The sequence below is a fragment of the Proteus sp. G2669 genome, assembly GCF_009915245.1.
In the GTDB taxonomy this organism is placed as follows: Bacteria; Pseudomonadota; Gammaproteobacteria; order Enterobacterales; family Enterobacteriaceae; genus Proteus.
The window spans coordinates 13,033-28,191 of record NZ_JAABLX010000009.1; the positions used below are offsets into that span (position 1 = coordinate 13,033).

19 protein-coding genes and 1 rRNA gene are annotated in these 15,159 nt (G+C 40.5%); 14 read left to right on the plus strand and 6 right to left on the minus strand.

What is annotated here, in order from left to right; genetic code table 11:
• Positions 1 to 3 precede the first annotated feature (3 nt).
• The 8 genes from rpmJ to GWI68_RS01485 all read left to right on the plus strand — a co-directional run bounded on the left by rpmJ (position 4) and on the right by GWI68_RS01485 (position 4,070).
• The gene (gene rpmJ, locus GWI68_RS01450; RefSeq protein ID WP_071788572.1) at positions 4 to 120 is read left to right on the plus strand and encodes a 50S ribosomal protein L36; all 117 of its coding nucleotides are present in this window, start codon (positions 4 to 6) and stop codon (positions 118 to 120) included.
• A 146-nt stretch (positions 121 to 266) separates the two neighbouring features.
• Positions 267 to 623, plus strand: a complete 357-nt coding sequence (gene rpsM, locus GWI68_RS01455; RefSeq protein WP_036914623.1) for a 30S ribosomal protein S13 — start codon at positions 267 to 269, stop codon at positions 621 to 623.
• 16 nt (positions 624 to 639) lie between these two features.
• Positions 640 to 1,029 carry a 30S ribosomal protein S11 gene (rpsK, locus tag GWI68_RS01460; RefSeq protein WP_002919257.1) on the plus strand — a complete coding sequence of 130 codons (390 nt, stop codon included), beginning with the start codon at positions 640 to 642 and terminating at the stop codon, positions 1,027 to 1,029.
• A gap of 36 nt (positions 1,030 to 1,065) precedes the next feature.
• The gene (rpsD, locus tag GWI68_RS01465; protein ID WP_004246942.1) at positions 1,066 to 1,686 is read left to right on the plus strand and encodes a 30S ribosomal protein S4; all 621 of its coding nucleotides are present in this window, start codon (positions 1,066 to 1,068) and stop codon (positions 1,684 to 1,686) included.
• A gap of 25 nt (positions 1,687 to 1,711) precedes the next feature.
• Positions 1,712 to 2,701: a DNA-directed RNA polymerase subunit alpha gene (rpoA, locus tag GWI68_RS01470; protein WP_006535513.1), complete on the plus strand. Its 990-nt coding sequence runs from the start codon at positions 1,712 to 1,714 to the stop codon at positions 2,699 to 2,701.
• A 37-nt stretch (positions 2,702 to 2,738) separates the two neighbouring features.
• On the plus strand, positions 2,739 to 3,125 hold the full coding sequence (gene rplQ, locus GWI68_RS01475; RefSeq protein ID WP_004246940.1) for a 50S ribosomal protein L17: 387 nt from the start codon (positions 2,739 to 2,741) through the stop codon (positions 3,123 to 3,125).
• A gap of 273 nt (positions 3,126 to 3,398) precedes the next feature.
• Entirely contained in the window at positions 3,399 to 3,812 is a 414-nt protein-coding gene (zntR, locus tag GWI68_RS01480; RefSeq protein WP_069368787.1) for a Zn(2+)-responsive transcriptional regulator, read from the plus strand.
• A gap of 51 nt (positions 3,813 to 3,863) precedes the next feature.
• A complete protein-coding gene (locus GWI68_RS01485; RefSeq protein WP_072071080.1) occupies positions 3,864 to 4,070 on the plus strand; it encodes an alternative ribosome-rescue factor A in 207 nt (68 codons plus the stop codon).
• Between the two features lie 3 nt (positions 4,071 to 4,073).
• Here GWI68_RS01485 and mscL read toward each other — a convergent pair whose 3' ends face one another.
• The 5 genes from mscL to def form a co-directional block, all read right to left on the minus strand.
• Positions 4,074 to 4,481, minus strand: a complete 408-nt coding sequence (gene mscL, locus GWI68_RS01490; protein WP_023583476.1) for a large-conductance mechanosensitive channel protein MscL — start codon at positions 4,479 to 4,481, stop codon at positions 4,074 to 4,076.
• A 115-nt stretch (positions 4,482 to 4,596) separates the two neighbouring features.
• Complete coding sequence (gene trkA, locus GWI68_RS01495; RefSeq protein WP_036933204.1) at positions 4,597 to 5,973, minus strand: Trk system potassium transporter TrkA; 1,377 nt, start codon at positions 5,971 to 5,973, stop codon at positions 4,597 to 4,599.
• A gap of 112 nt (positions 5,974 to 6,085) precedes the next feature.
• Complete coding sequence (gene rsmB, locus GWI68_RS01500; protein ID WP_166539179.1) at positions 6,086 to 7,354, minus strand: 16S rRNA (cytosine(967)-C(5))-methyltransferase RsmB; 1,269 nt, start codon at positions 7,352 to 7,354, stop codon at positions 6,086 to 6,088.
• Between the two features lie 96 nt (positions 7,355 to 7,450).
• Positions 7,451 to 8,398 (minus strand): methionyl-tRNA formyltransferase, encoded by a 948-nt coding sequence (gene fmt, locus GWI68_RS01505; RefSeq protein ID WP_166539180.1) that lies wholly within the window; start codon positions 8,396 to 8,398, stop codon positions 7,451 to 7,453.
• 26 nt (positions 8,399 to 8,424) lie between these two features.
• The gene (gene def, locus GWI68_RS01510; RefSeq protein ID WP_109410203.1) at positions 8,425 to 8,949 is read right to left on the minus strand and encodes a peptide deformylase; all 525 of its coding nucleotides are present in this window, start codon (positions 8,947 to 8,949) and stop codon (positions 8,425 to 8,427) included.
• Between the two features lie 133 nt (positions 8,950 to 9,082).
• Here def and dprA point away from each other — a divergent pair, with 133 nt between their 5' ends.
• From dprA to GWI68_RS01535, 5 genes are read left to right on the plus strand one after another with little or no spacing between them, the layout of a single operon-like run.
• Entirely contained in the window at positions 9,083 to 10,228 is a 1,146-nt protein-coding gene (gene dprA, locus GWI68_RS01515) for a DNA-processing protein DprA (protein WP_109410202.1), read from the plus strand.
• A gap of 17 nt (positions 10,229 to 10,245) precedes the next feature.
• Positions 10,246 to 10,803 (plus strand): topoisomerase DNA-binding C4 zinc finger domain-containing protein, encoded by a 558-nt coding sequence (locus GWI68_RS01520; RefSeq protein ID WP_166539181.1) that lies wholly within the window; start codon positions 10,246 to 10,248, stop codon positions 10,801 to 10,803.
• Positions 10,796 to 11,365: an L-threonylcarbamoyladenylate synthase type 1 TsaC gene (tsaC, locus tag GWI68_RS01525; RefSeq protein WP_166539182.1), complete on the plus strand. Its 570-nt coding sequence runs from the start codon at positions 10,796 to 10,798 to the stop codon at positions 11,363 to 11,365. Before GWI68_RS01520 ends, tsaC begins: the two co-directional genes overlap by 8 nt.
• Positions 11,366 to 11,370: 5 nt before the next feature.
• A complete protein-coding gene (gene aroE, locus GWI68_RS01530) occupies positions 11,371 to 12,195 on the plus strand; it encodes a shikimate dehydrogenase (RefSeq protein WP_166539183.1) in 825 nt (274 codons plus the stop codon).
• On the plus strand, positions 12,192 to 12,452 hold the full coding sequence (locus tag GWI68_RS01535; protein WP_166539184.1) for a DUF1488 domain-containing protein: 261 nt from the start codon (positions 12,192 to 12,194) through the stop codon (positions 12,450 to 12,452). The genes aroE and GWI68_RS01535 overlap by 4 nt, the downstream gene beginning before the upstream one ends.
• Here the strand turns inward: GWI68_RS01535 and GWI68_RS01540 are convergent.
• Positions 12,428 to 12,991 (minus strand): gamma carbonic anhydrase family protein, encoded by a 564-nt coding sequence (locus tag GWI68_RS01540; protein ID WP_109410197.1) that lies wholly within the window; start codon positions 12,989 to 12,991, stop codon positions 12,428 to 12,430. The genes GWI68_RS01535 and GWI68_RS01540 overlap by 25 nt on opposite strands.
• A gap of 620 nt (positions 12,992 to 13,611) precedes the next feature.
• Between GWI68_RS01540 and GWI68_RS01545 the strand changes: the two genes are divergently transcribed.
• Positions 13,612 to 15,154, plus strand: a 16S ribosomal RNA gene (locus GWI68_RS01545).
• The last annotated feature ends 5 nt before the right edge of the window (positions 15,155 to 15,159 follow it).

Sequence of the window (15,159 nt, forward strand, 5' to 3'; positions counted from 1 at the left end):
AAAATGAAAGTTCGTGCTTCCGTCAAGAAAATGTGCCGTAACTGCAAAATTGTTAGACGTCACGGTCACGTGCGTGTAATTTGCAGCGTCGAGCCTAAGCATAAACAGCGTCAAGGCTAATTTATTGCATTTTTTTCTTGCAAAGTTCGGTTGAGCTGGCTAAATTAGCCAGCCCAATCTTTTATAATATATACAGTATTGTTTGAGTATCCTGAAAACGGGCTTTTCAGAATGGTACTGTATAAATGCTAATTTAGGAGTGCATAGTGGCCCGTATAGCAGGCATTAACATTCCTGATCATAAACATACTGTAATCGCATTAACTTCGATTTACGGTATCGGTAAGACCCGCTCACAGGCTATCTGTGTAGCTGCTGGTATTGCTGAAAATGTTAAGATCAGTGAGCTGTCTGAAGAGCAAATCGACAAGCTGCGTGACGAAGTTGCCAAATACGTTGTAGAAGGTGATCTGCGTCGTGAAGTTACCCTGAGCATCAAACGTCTGATGGATCTTGGTACTTACCGTGGTTTACGTCATCGTCGTGGTCTACCAGTTCGCGGTCAGCGTACTAAGACTAACGCACGTACCCGTAAGGGTCCGCGTAAGCCGATCAAGAAATAATCGGGGTATTTGAACAATGGCAAAAGCACCTATTCGTGCACGTAAGCGTGTAAGAAAACAAGTCTCTGACGGTGTGGCTCATATCCATGCTTCTTTCAACAACACAATCGTTACTATTACCGATCGTCAAGGTAACGCATTGGGTTGGGCTACTGCCGGTGGTTCCGGTTTCCGTGGTTCTCGTAAATCTACTCCGTTCGCGGCTCAGGTTGCAGCAGAACGTTGCGCTGAAGCTGTTAAAGAGTACGGAATTAAGAACTTGGAAGTTATGGTTAAAGGACCTGGTCCTGGTCGTGAGTCAACTATCCGTGCATTAAACGCGGCTGGTTTCCGCATCACTAATATTACTGATGTGACTCCGATTCCTCATAACGGTTGTCGTCCACCGAAAAAACGTCGCGTTTAATAACGTTTTCGTTTTTAGGAAAGTTGGAGAAAGAAAATGGCAAGATATTTGGGTCCTAAGCTCAAGCTGAGCCGCCGTGAAGGTACAGATTTATTTCTAAAATCTGGCGTTCGGGCGATTGACACCAAGTGTAAACTGGAACAAGCACCAGGTCAGCACGGCGCACGTAAACCGCGTCTTTCTGATTACGGTGTTCAGTTACGTGAAAAACAAAAAGTACGTCGTATTTACGGTGTTCTAGAACGTCAATTCCGTAACTACTATAAAGAAGCAACTCGTCTGAAAGGCAACACAGGTGAAAACCTGCTGACTCTGCTGGAAGGTCGTCTGGATAACGTTGTTTATCGTATGGGCTTTGGCGCAACTCGCGCAGAAGCACGTCAGATGGTTAGCCATAAAGCAATCATGGTAAATGGTCGCGTGGTTAACATTGCTTCTTATCAGGTTTCCCCGAATGACGTAGTCAGCGTTCGTGAAAAATCGAAAAAACAGTCTCGTATCAAGGCTGCTTTAGAGCTGGCTGAACAGCGTGAAAAGCCAACATGGCTGGAAGTTGATGCTGCTAAGATGGAAGGTGTGTTCAAACGTATTCCTGAACGTACTGACTTGTCTGCTGACATTAACGAGCACCTGATCGTCGAGCTTTACTCCAAGTAAGGCTTAGCACCAAAGAGAGGACACAATGCAGGGTTCTGTGACAGAGTTTCTAAAACCGCGCCTGGTTGATATCGAGCAAGTCAGTTCGACGCACGCCAAGGTGACCCTTGAGCCATTAGAGCGAGGCTTCGGCCATACTCTTGGTAACGCACTGCGCCGTATTCTGCTTTCGTCTATGCCGGGTTGTGCGGTAACAGAGGTTGAGATTGATGGTGTACTGCATGAGTACAGCACCAAAGAAGGTGTTCAGGAAGATATCCTAGAAATACTGCTCAACCTTAAGGGGTTGGCGGTAAAAGTTCATGGTAAAGATGAAGTTATTCTTACTTTGAGCAAATCTGGCATTGGCCCTGTTATTGCAGCCGATATCATCCATGACGGTGATGTCGAAATCGTCAAGCCGCAGCACGTTATCTGCCACCTTACAGACGAAAACGCATCTATTAATATGCGTATCAAAGTTCAGCGTGGTCGTGGTTATGTGCCGGCTTCTGCCCGAATTCATTCGGAAGAAGATGAGCGCCCTATCGGTCGCCTTTTAGTAGACGCGTGCTATAGCCCAGTTGAGCGTATTGCTTATAATGTGGAAGCAGCTCGTGTTGAACAGCGTACCGACTTGGATAAGCTGGTAATCGAGATGGAAACTAACGGTACTATCGATCCAGAAGAATCGATTCGCCGTGCAGCGACTATCCTGGCTGAACAGCTTGAAGCTTTTGTTGACTTACGTGATGTTCGTCAGCCAGAAGTTAAAGAAGAGAAGCCAGAATTCGATCCTATCTTACTGCGCCCAGTAGACGATCTTGAATTGACTGTCCGCTCTGCTAACTGTCTGAAGGCAGAAGCAATCCACTACATCGGTGATCTGGTACAGCGTACTGAAGTTGAATTACTTAAGACGCCTAACCTTGGTAAGAAATCTCTTACTGAGATTAAAGACGTACTGGCGTCGCGTGGTCTATCTCTGGGTATGCGCCTTGAGAATTGGCCACCTGCAAGTATCGCTGATGAATAAGATCACAGGTTAAGGTTTTACTGAGAAGGATAAGGTCATGCGCCATCGTAAGAGTGGTCGTCAATTGAACCGCAACAGCAGCCATCGTCAGGCTATGTTTCGTAACATGGCAGGTTCTTTAGTTCGTCATGAGATAATCAAGACAACTTTGCCTAAAGCGAAAGAACTGCGTCGCGTCGTTGAGCCGCTGATTACTCTTGCCAAGACCGACAGCGTAGCTAATCGTCGTCTGGCATTCGCCCGTACTCGTGATAACGAAGTCGTGGCAAAACTGTTTACAGTATTAGGTCCGCGTTTTGCGAGCCGTGCAGGTGGTTACACTCGTATTCTGAAGTGTGGCTTCCGTGCTGGTGACAACGCTCCAATGGCTTACATTGAGCTTGTTGACCGTGCTGATTCTGAAACAGAAGCAGCAGCTGAATAATTTAATTATTATTTAGTGAAGCGAATAAAAAGACCGGATTTTTTAATCCGGTTTTTTTATATCTATTGGAAAACGCTATTCACAAGATATAAAGGTTTCTCTTTTTATATTTTATTTTTGCATTCCTCTTTACTTTCTTTTGTGTTGTATCATATTTATTTTCTGCTGTTTCACCATACTGCTATTTTGTAATATAAGCTTCGCACTATATTTCAATTCTATTCTTTTGGTTATTTGCTATGCTTATTCATAATTAACAATGGAGGATGGTCCATGTATCGTATTGGGCAGGTTGCAAAATTAGCAAATGTAACAACAGATACAATCCGGTTTTATGAAAAACAAGGATTGATGGATCATGATAGACGCACAGAAGGTGGTTATCGCCTATATACTGAGCAAGATCTCCAACGTTTACGTTTTATTCGTTATGCAAAAGAGCTGGGTTTTACATTAGATGCTATTACTGAACTCCTTTCTATTCGTGTTGATCCTGCCCATCATACTTGTGTTGAATCAAAGCATATTGTTGATGCAAGACTAGCTGAAGTTGAAATTCGCTTGAAAGAGATGGAGCGAATGCGAGATTCATTAAAGATGTTGAGTAATGCGTGTTGTGGTAGTGCTCATGAGAGTACATATTGTTCAATTCTAGAAATACTTGAATCTGGAGCTACAAAGCAATAATATCTGTATCGTATTATTTTTTTATGTTCTTTAACAATTTAAGAGGTTTTTATGTCTAGCAAATATCAGCACCAAAAAGGTGTTATTAAAGATAATGCTTTAGCTGCGTTGGTTCACGATCCTTTATTTAGACAACGTGTAGAAAAGAATAAGAAAGGGAAAGGTAGTTTTATGAGAAAAGCGAAACATAACAAGAAGGGTAACTGGGAGGCCAGTGATAACAAAAGATTCTTTCAATTGTTATCACTGGCCTTTTAGTTTTTATTTCTGCTGATTTTTTAATAAATCGCGGATCTCTGTTAATAGAGTTTCTTCGGCCGATGGGGCAGGTGGTGCTTTCGGGGCTTCTTCTGCTTGACGGCGTGTTTTGTTAATTAATTTAATCGCACAGAAAATAGCAAATGCAACAATAGCAAAGTCGAAAACAGTTTGAATAAACATACCGTAATTTAGTACAACGGCTGGAACATCCCCACTTGCATCTCTTAATACAAGGCTAAACTGTTTAAAATCAATACCACCAATTAATAGTCCTAGTGGTGGCATGATGATATCTGCAACCAGTGATGAAACAATCTTACCGAAAGCTGCACCAATGATGACACCGACAGCCATGTCAACAACGTTGCCTTTCATTGCAAATTCACGAAACTCTTTGAAAAAAGACATAACCACCCCTTATTTATCTAAGTATAGATTTATTATGTAAAAATATAGTATCTAACATGATAATAGTAGACCATTATAAGTAACAATCACTATTATTCTTATTTCTACGTAATCGTTATAAGAAAAATGGACTAGGTTGGAAAAGCTTTTCAACTTCAGGAACATATTTTTTATCTGTGATAAACATAATCACATGATCGCCCTGTTCTATAGAGTGGCTTGCATTTGCAATAATGACATCTTCATTTCTGACAATTGCCCCAATAATAGTACCTGGTGGCAGTTTGATATCTTGTATACGACGACCAACAACTTTTGATGTATTCTCATCACCGTGAGCTACAGCTTCAATTGCTTCAGCAACACCGCGGCGTAATGATGAAACACTAACAATATCCGCTTTGCGAACATGACCTAAAAGTGCAGAAATAGTTGCTTGCTGTGGTGAAATTGCAATATCAATAACGCCACCTTGAACTAAATCAACATAAGCACTGCGCTGAATGAGGACCATTGCTTTTTTTGCTCCCATTCTTTTTGCTAACATAGCAGACATAATGTTTGCTTCATCATCATTAGTCAGCGCGATAAAGACATCGATTTGTTCTATATGTTCTTCTGCAAGAAGCTCTTGGTCTGATGCATCACCATAAAAAACAATTGTGTCATGAAGAAGTTCAGCTAGTTCTGTTGCACGCTGTTGATTATGTTCAATAAGTTTGACGCTATAATCTTTTTCCAATCTTGCTGCTAAACCTGCCCCCACATTACCACCACCCACAATCATAATGCGTTTATATGGTTTTTCTAATCGTTGTAATTCACTCATTACAGCACGAATATGCTGAGATGCGACAACAAAAAAGACCTCATCTCCAGCTTCTATGATAGTGGAGCCTTGAGGACGAATAGGCCTATCTTGACGAAAAATTGCAGCAACACGAGTATCAATATGTGGCATATGATCTCGTAATGTTGATAAAGCATTACCAACAAGGGATCCACCATAATAGGCTTTGACGGCAACGATACTGACTTGGCCTTCTGCAAAATTGACCACTTGTAACGCGCCAGGGTATTGAATAAGTTTATAAATATAATCAATAACTAAATGTTCTGGTGATATTAAATAATCAATGGGAATAGCTTCAGGTAAAAATAGTTTATCTGCTTCTCGAACAAATTCTGAAGCACGTATACGTGCAACTTTATTTGGTGTATTAAACAAGGTATAGGCAACTTGGCACGCTATCATGTTGGTTTCGTCAGAGTTGGTAACTGCAACCAACATATCAGCATCTTCCGCACCTGCTTCTCTTAAGATCCTTGGGTGAGAGCCATGCCCATTGACTACTCGTAAATCGAATTTATCTTGAAGTTGGCGTAAACGATCTGCATTAGTATCAACGACAGTAATATCATTATTCTCCCCGACAAGATTTTCAGCGAGAGTACCACCGACTTGACCAGCGCCTAAGATAATAATTTTCATCGTAATTTCTCAGAGTATTCGATTAACAAATAGAAAAGAAACGCAAGATCTTGATGATCTTGCGTTGAAATAGTAGCGTCTTTTAGATCCGATATCATCTTTTATCACAGGATCATATTTTTCTGATCAATGCATAAAAGAAACCATCGCCACCTTCCTCTTCTGGTAAACATTGATGTTGGTAATGGCATTGTGCATCTTTAGTTGATGTCAAAAATGCTTCAATTTGTTGTATGTTCTCTTCTGGAAGAATAGAACATGTAGCATAAACGAGTGTGCCACTGGATTTTAGGTATGGCCAAATAGCATGAAGAATTTCTTTTTGAATTTGAGCTAATTGCTCAATATCGTCATTACGACGAAGCCATTTGATATCAGGGTGACGGCGAATAACCCCGGTTGCTGAACATGGTGCATCAAGTAAAATGCGATCAAATTGCATACCAGCGCACCATTGTTCTGGATAACGTCCATCACCACTTTTGACGATTGCATTGAGTTTTAAACGAGTAAGATTTTCTTGTACCCGTTTCAAACGTTGTTCATCAATATCTACGGCTAAAACTTGAGCCTGGGGCGCTATTTCTAAAATATGAGTTGTTTTTCCCCCTGGTGCCGCACATAAATCGAGAATTTGTTCTTTATTTTCTGGTGCTAATAATTCAGCGCAACGTTGAGCTGAGCGATCTTGAATTGTTACCCAGCCATCTGCAAATCCTGGAAGAAGGTTGACGTTACATGGACTTTCTAAACGGATAGCAAAAGGATGGCTGTCATCAGCAATGGCTGAAATCTCATTATCTGTCAATAATACCAAATACTCTTCCCGTGAATGGTGTTGCTGGTTAACACGTAACCACATAGGTGGTTTTTGGTTATTGCCTTCAACAATACTCATCCATTGTTCAGGGTAAGCGCGCTTGATACGGGCAAGTAACCATGATGGATGAAGAAAACGACTTTCACTATTTTGAAAACGTTCATTAAGGATATCTTGTTGGCGTTGAAACTGACGTAACACACCGTTAATTAAGCCTTTTAACTGTGGTTTTTTTAGTGCAACAGCACCATTTACTGTTTCCGCGAGAGCTGCGTGGGGCGGAATACGTGTATAAAGAAGCTGATATAAACCCACCATAATGAGGTAGTGTAAAATGCGTTGTTTACCTTTTAGTGGTTTATCCATGAGTTGCTGAATAATCCATTCTAATTGTGGTAATGTGCGTAATACACCAAAGCAAATTTCTTGTAATAAAGCTTTATCTTTATCTGAGATATTTTTTTGAAGTTCAGGTATGACAGCACTTAGAGATAAGCCTTGATCTAATACCTGATTAATTGCTTTTGCTGCAATGCTACGTAAGTTGTATGACGTTTTCATAATGAGTCAACGTTTAATGTTGAGCGCCAGAGAAGTGTTACATTGGCGTGAAAAAAGGAAAACCCTGATAAGCATAAGTATCAGGGTTTAGAATTATTATTGAATGATTTTCCCAGGAGTGAACCAATCTCGCTTGGAGTTTAGGAAATCAGCAGAAGCCATAGGCTTTTTACCCGAAGGCTGTAATTCAGTAATATTTAGAATACCGTTACCTGTCGCAATATAAATACCTGTTTTATCTGCTTTTAATAAAGTTCCTACAGGTTGATTTGTATCATCTGCAATAACGTGTGCTTTCCATACTTTTACTGGCTGTTCGTCTAGCATAAAGAAGCTCATTGGCCATGGGTTGAAGGCTCTTATACAGCGCTCAATTTGTTCTGCTGATAATGACCAATCAATTTTTGCTTCTTCTTTAGATAATTTTTGGGCGTAATTCGCTAAACTATCATCTTGTTTTTCGGCTTTTATTTTACCTGATGTAATCAGGTCTAGTGTAGTCGTTAGCGCTTTAGGGCCGAGTTCTGCTAGTTTTTCATAAAGTGACGCGCTAGTGTCTTCATTTGTAATTGGACATGATGCTTTATACAGCATATCACCTGTGTCTAAACCAACATCCATTTGCATAATTGTGACACCCGTTTCTTTATCTCCCGCCCATAAAGCGCGTTGAATAGGTGCGGCGCCACGCCATTTAGGAAGGAGAGAACCATGTACATTTAGACAACCTAAACGAGGAATTTCAAGAACAGCTTTAGGTAAGATCATCCCATATGCCACAACAATCATAATGTCAGCTTGTTGTTCTATAATCCATTCATGGTTCTCTTCTGGTTTTAAAGAGGCTGGTTGATAAACAGGAATATCATGAGTTAACGCCAGTTCTTTAACTGGGCTAATAGTCAGTTTCTTACCTCTTCCTGCGGGTTTATCTGGAGGAGTCATTACTCCCACCACACGATGTTGGGTTGATAACAATGCAGCTAAATGTCGAGCCGCAAAATCGGGTGTTCCCGCAAAAATAATACGTAATGAATCAGACACGTTTTCTTCCTGTTTCAATTTAACTGTTACTGTCCTGCTTTAGCTCTTTTTTTATCTAACTTGTCAAGTTTCTCAACTTTTTGACGGATACGTTGGCGTTTTAATGGAGATAAATAATCTACAAATAGTTTACCAACTAAATGATCCATTTCATGTTGAATACAGATAGCTAATAAGTCATCAGCTTCTAATTCAAAAGGCTGACCATTGTAATCAAGCGCTTTTACTTTTACGTGCTCAGCACGAGGAATAAAAGCACGTTGTTCTGGGATAGATAAACAGCCTTCTTCTATACCAGTATCGCCTTCGGCATCAAGAAGCTCAGGGTTTATTAATACCAGTCTTTGGTCTCTTGTTTCAGAGACATCAATGACGATTATGCGCTGGTGGATATCCACTTGTGTCGCAGCTAAACCAATACCTTCTTCTAAATACATCGTTTCAAACATATCATCGATGATTCTTTGAATTTCTGCATCAACTTTTTCGACTGGTTTTGCAATCGTGCGAAGGCGCTCGTCTGGATAATGTAATACGTGTAACACTGCCATAATTTATTCGGACTGTTTCTAAAATGTGAATAGGATTTAACGTCTATTCTAGACATTTATTATCTAGATTGACAGTATTTGGTGTGTTTAGCACTCATCCTGTTTGCTAAAAACAACATTAGGATAATGCTGCATGGATGCAAGGGAAATATGGATAAGGCTTAATGCTGTTTCAAGGTTACCGATTAATAAAGCAATTCAAATTGCAAAGTATTTACAATCAGTCTCACAACTAAATTATAGACAATTAAAAAGTTGTGGCTTGTCAGAACAGCAAAGTCATCAATTTTTAAGACTTCATGCAGATGCTGTCAATAATACATTAAAGTGGTTAGATAAAAATGAATCATCATTATTAACTATTACAGATTCAGATTACCCACCTTTATTAAAGCAAATATCATCACCACCGCTTTTGCTTTTTGTTGCAGGAAATCGAAAACATTTAATAAGCACACAAATTGCATTAATAGGTAGTCGAAATGCAACAGCATACGGCAATAAATGGGCGACTTACTTCGCACAAGAACTAGTAAAGAAAGAATTTACTATTACGAGTGGGTTAGCTCAAGGTATTGATGGAATAGGACATCGAAGTGCATTAAAGAATAATGGTGTCACTGTTGCAGTACTTGGAAGTGGTTTAGAACATATTTATCCCTCATTCCATCGTACTCTTGCAACACAAATAAAAGAGTCTGGCCTTCTAATTTCTGAACATTTACCAATGACTCCGCCTTTAGCTCGTCATTTCCCTCAACGTAATCGAATTATTAGTGGGTTAAGTGCTACATTGCTCATTATTGAAGCCGGGATTAAAAGTGGTTCTTTGATTACAGCCAACTATGCATTGCAACAAGGTAAGGAATTATTTGTTTTACCAGGGCTATTAGGGGATATTCATTTTGAAGGAAATCATCAACTGATTAAGCAAGGTGCAAATTTAGCATCTTCACCAGATGATATTTTAGAATATTTAAATAGTTCATTGCAGTGGCTTACTAGTGATTATGAATCTCCACAAGAGTCGATAGTCGAAAAGTTTATACAGGTTCCTGAGAATAAAAAAAAGGATGTTCAAATAGATCCACTGACACCAAATCAACAACAAGCAATTGATATGATATTACCCTTTTTACGTTTTAATGAAATAGTACCCATTGATGTTATTGCTCATGATAGTGGATTATCAACATCTGAATTAGCTCCTCTTTTATTAGAACTTGAGCTTATAGAAAAAGTCGTTATTGTGGCTGGTGGCTATACTCGATTGGAATAAGTGTATGAGGTAAAACAATGGCAAAAAATATGCCGTTTACACAGCACCCTAAACAGGAAAAATGCCCTGAATGTGGTAGTGAATTGGTCATGAAAAATGGTGGTCATGGCCCTTTTCTAGGATGTTCTGCTTATCCTGAATGCCACTATATAAAAACATTAAAGCCGCAAGGTGATGGTCAAATTATAAAAGTATTAGAAGGGCAACCTTGTCAATGTTGTGGCGCAGATTTAGTGTTGCGCCAGGGTAAATTTGGAATGTTTATTGGTTGTAGTAATTACCCAGAATGTGAACACATAGAACAAATTGATAAACCAGATGAAACTATTATTCCTTGTCCTCAATGTGAAAAAGGAAAACTATTACAACGTAAGTCTCGGTTTGGTAAAACATTTTATGCTTGTAACCAATATCCAGAATGTCAATTTGTATTAAATAATAAACCTGTTAATGGCGAGTGTGAGTATTGTCATTATCTATTATTGATGGAAAAAAGGTCTTCTCAGGGAGTAAGATTAGTGTGCGCCAGCAAATTATGTGGGAAGCCGCAAACAAAAAGAGAAGAACATGAATAACGAAGTATCACCTGTAAACAACACTATTATAGAAGCACTACAAAATAATAAAGTTATCGCATATCCAACAGAGGCTGTATTCGGGGTCGGTTGTGATCCTGATAGTGAACACGCTGTTATGGACTTATTAGCATTAAAACAACGTTCAATTGAGAAAGGATTAATTTTAATTGCTGATAATTATGAGCAACTAAAACCTTACATTGATGATAGTGCATTAACACATACTCAGCGAGACAGAATGTTTGCATCTTGGCCAGGGCCAGTTACATGGGTTATTCCTGCCAAATCAACGACACCAAAGTGGTTAACTGGCAAGTTTTCTTCTTTGGCTGTGAGAGTGACTGACCATGCGATTGTTAAAGAGCTATGTTTAACTTATGGAAAACCTTTAGTTTCGACTAGCGCTAATTTAAGTGGATTGCCACCATGTCGTACGGTTGAAGAAGTAAGAGAACAATTTCAGGATATCATTCCTATTGTTGAAGGCGATGTTGGCGGTAGACAAAATCCTTCTGAAATTCGAGATGCATTAACGGGTGAACTATATCGACAAGGGTGATTTTGATGGAAAAATATTTAGTGATGGGAAATCCTGTCGAACATAGCCAATCACCTTTCATTCATCAGTTTTTTTCAAAACAAACTGGAATAGAGTATGGCTATGGACGTTTACTTGTTCCTTTGAATGAATTTGATAAAACAGCGTCTCAGTTTTTCGCGAATGGGGGACGAGGTGCTAATGTTACCGTCCCTTTTAAAGAAGATGCTTTTCGTTTTGTTGATAAATTAACAGATAGAGCAAAAGGATGTGGTGCTGTTAACTCTATTGTTAAACTGGATGATGGCACACTTCTTGGTGATAATACCGATGGACAAGGGCTTATTTTGGATTTAGCCAGACTTGATTTTATTGTACCTGGCAAAGTTAGCTCCGTTTTGGTGATTGGCGCTGGTGGTGCAACGAGAGGAATATTGCTTCCATTACTTGATTATGATTGTGATATTACCTTGACTAATCGTACATTCGCCAAAGCTGAGCAACTGGTAAAAGAATTTGGTCAATTTGGTACAATTAGAGCGATAGTCCCCGAAGATGTTGCTGATAAACATTATGATTTAATCATAAATGCATCTGCATCTAGCATGATTAATGATTTACCACCTATCCCTAATGATGTTTATGGTTTTGAAACAGCTTGCTACGATCTTTATTATCAAGCAGGAATGACATCATTTTTATACAACGCATTAAAACATGGCAGCACACGTTTATCTGATGGATTAGGTATGCTGGTAGGGCAAGCAGCCTATGCATTTGAACTATGGTATGAGCGTGTACCAGATATTAATCCTGTTTTAACTGTATTAAGAGAAAAATTGAATCAATGAACCAGTCTATTCAATTTCCAGATCGTGAAACATGGCTAGCTGAGAGTAATAGTGTTCTGTTTCCTGTTATGATCAATGGAATGCTTTTTAATTGTCAAATTACAGAGCAAGAGCTTATTGAGCGTTTTGGTGTTGGAGACGGAATTTTATTATTTAAACAAAATCGTTGGAACATTGAAGAAGAATTTGAAGAGCTGATCACTGAATATGAGTTATCAACTCTTCATCCTATTTATTCTTTATCAATGGCTGATTGATGAGTATCTAAATAATTATTTTTCCACCCAACATAATTATTAGCAGAATAAATAAAGTGCTCTATTTCTTCTGATGAGAGTGGACGGATTTTTTTAACAGGACTACCTAAGTAAAGAAAACCACTCTCAAGCCGTTTTCCTGGTGGAACTAAACTGCCAGCACCAATCATGACATCATCTTCAATAATTGCACCATCAAGTAAAATAGATCCCATTCCAACTAACACTCGATTACCTATTGTGCATCCGTGTAACATTGCTTTATGTCCAACAGTAACATTATCACCAATAATAAGAGGAAAACCTTCAGGATCATTGTGAGAAATATGAGTGACATGAAGAACGGAACCATCTTGGATATTTGATCTTTCTCCAATACTTATGTAATTCACATCACCTCGAATAACCACCATCGGCCAGATACTGACATCTTTACTAATGCGTACATCGCCAATAACTGTTGCAGTCTCGTCGATAAAAACATCTTTACCAATAGAAGGTGAAAGATTTAAGTAGTTCCGAATTGTTGATTTCCCCATAATTTGCCTCGTACTTGATTTTGCTTTGTATATAAGAAAAGCATAGCAGTGGATAGGGGGAGTTGACGAGAGAATGATCCTTGCTATTCGTTACTATGAAGATCGAAAATACGATACTAAAAGTAGAAGCAGAGCAATTAAGCATGATTGATAGAATATACCGAATAGACAATAAAAAGATAAGGCGTATATTTTTTGTACTCAAAAAGTGTTTTTAGTATCAAAAATAGACGCAAAGTTCAAAAAGAGAACGAACAGAAAAAAAATTGAAATAAACACTTGCGCTAATCCGAGATCTCCCTATAATGCGCATCCACTGACCGACGATGAGCTGACAACAGCCACGAAGGACAGCGAAGAGAAAAGAAAAAAGTTTGAAAAAACTCTTGACTCTTCAGAGGAATAACGTAATATACGCCTCCTCGCAACAACGCAGAAGACCGGAAACGGCAGCGAATGTTGCACTGCTCTTTAACAAATTATCAGACAATCTGTGTGGGCACTCGCAGAGACGATATCTTCTAAAATATTAGATGTATCAAGTCTTGAAGAGTGAACAACAAAAGTAAATTCATTTATGAATAGCTAAGTTTTCGATTTCTTTGAGCATCAAACACTTTTAATTGAAGAGTTTGATCATGGCTCAGATTGAACGCTGGCGGCAGGCCTAACACATGCAAGTCGAGCGGTAACAGGAGAAAGCTTGCTTTCTTGCTGACGAGCGGCGGACGGGTGAGTAATGTATGGGGATCTGCCCGATAGAGGGGGATAACTACTGGAAACGGTGGCTAATACCGCATGACGTCTACGGACCAAAGCAGGGGCTCTTCGGACCTTGCGCTATCGGATGAACCCATATGGGATTAGCTAGTAGGTGAGGTAATGGCTCACCTAGGCGACGATCTCTAGCTGGTCTGAGAGGATGATCAGCCACACTGGGACTGAGACACGGCCCAGACTCCTACGGGAGGCAGCAGTGGGGAATATTGCACAATGGGCGCAAGCCTGATGCAGCCATGCCGCGTGTATGAAGAAGGCCTTAGGGTTGTAAAGTACTTTCAGCGGGGAGGAAGGTGATAAAGTTAATACCTTTATCAATTGACGTTACCCGCAGAAGAAGCACCGGCTAACTCCGTGCCAGCAGCCGCGGTAATACGGAGGGTGCAAGCGTTAATCGGAATTACTGGGCGTAAAGCGCACGCAGGCGGTCAATTAAGTCAGATGTGAAAGCCCCGAGCTTAACTTGGGAATTGCATCTGAAACTGGTTGGCTAGAGTCTTGTAGAGGGGGGTAGAATTCCATGTGTAGCGGTGAAATGCGTAGAGATGTGGAGGAATACCGGTGGCGAAGGCGGCCCCCTGGACAAAGACTGACGCTCAGGTGCGAAAGCGTGGGGAGCAAACAGGATTAGATACCCTGGTAGTCCACGCTGTAAACGATGTCGATTTAGAGGTTGTGGTCTTGAACCGTGGCTTCTGGAGCTAACGCGTTAAATCGACCGCCTGGGGAGTACGGCCGCAAGGTTAAAACTCAAATGAATTGACGGGGGCCCGCACAAGCGGTGGAGCATGTGGTTTAATTCGATGCAACGCGAAGAACCTTACCTACTCTTGACATCCAGAGAATCCTTTAGAGATAGAGGAGTGCCTTCGGGAACTCTGAGACAGGTGCTGCATGGCTGTCGTCAGCTCGTGTTGTGAAATGTTGGGTTAAGTCCCGCAACGAGCGCAACCCTTATCCTTTGTTGCCAGCGCGTGATGGCGGGAACTCAAAGGAGACTGCCGGTGATAAACCGGAGGAAGGTGGGGATGACGTCAAGTCATCATGGCCCTTACGAGTAGGGCTACACACGTGCTACAATGGCAGATACAAAGAGAAGCGACCTCGCGAGAGCAAGCGGAACTCATAAAGTCTGTCGTAGTCCGGATTGGAGTCTGCAACTCGACTCCATGAAGTCGGAATCGCTAGTAATCGTAGATCAGAATGCTACGGTGAATACGTTCCCGGGCCTTGTACACACCGCCCGTCACACCATGGGAGTGGGTTGCAAAAGAAGTAGGTAGCTTAACCTTCGGGAGGGCGCTTACCACTTTGTGATTCATGACTGGGGTGAAGTCGTAACAAGGTAACCGTAGGGGAACCTGCGGTTGGATCACCTCCTTACCTAA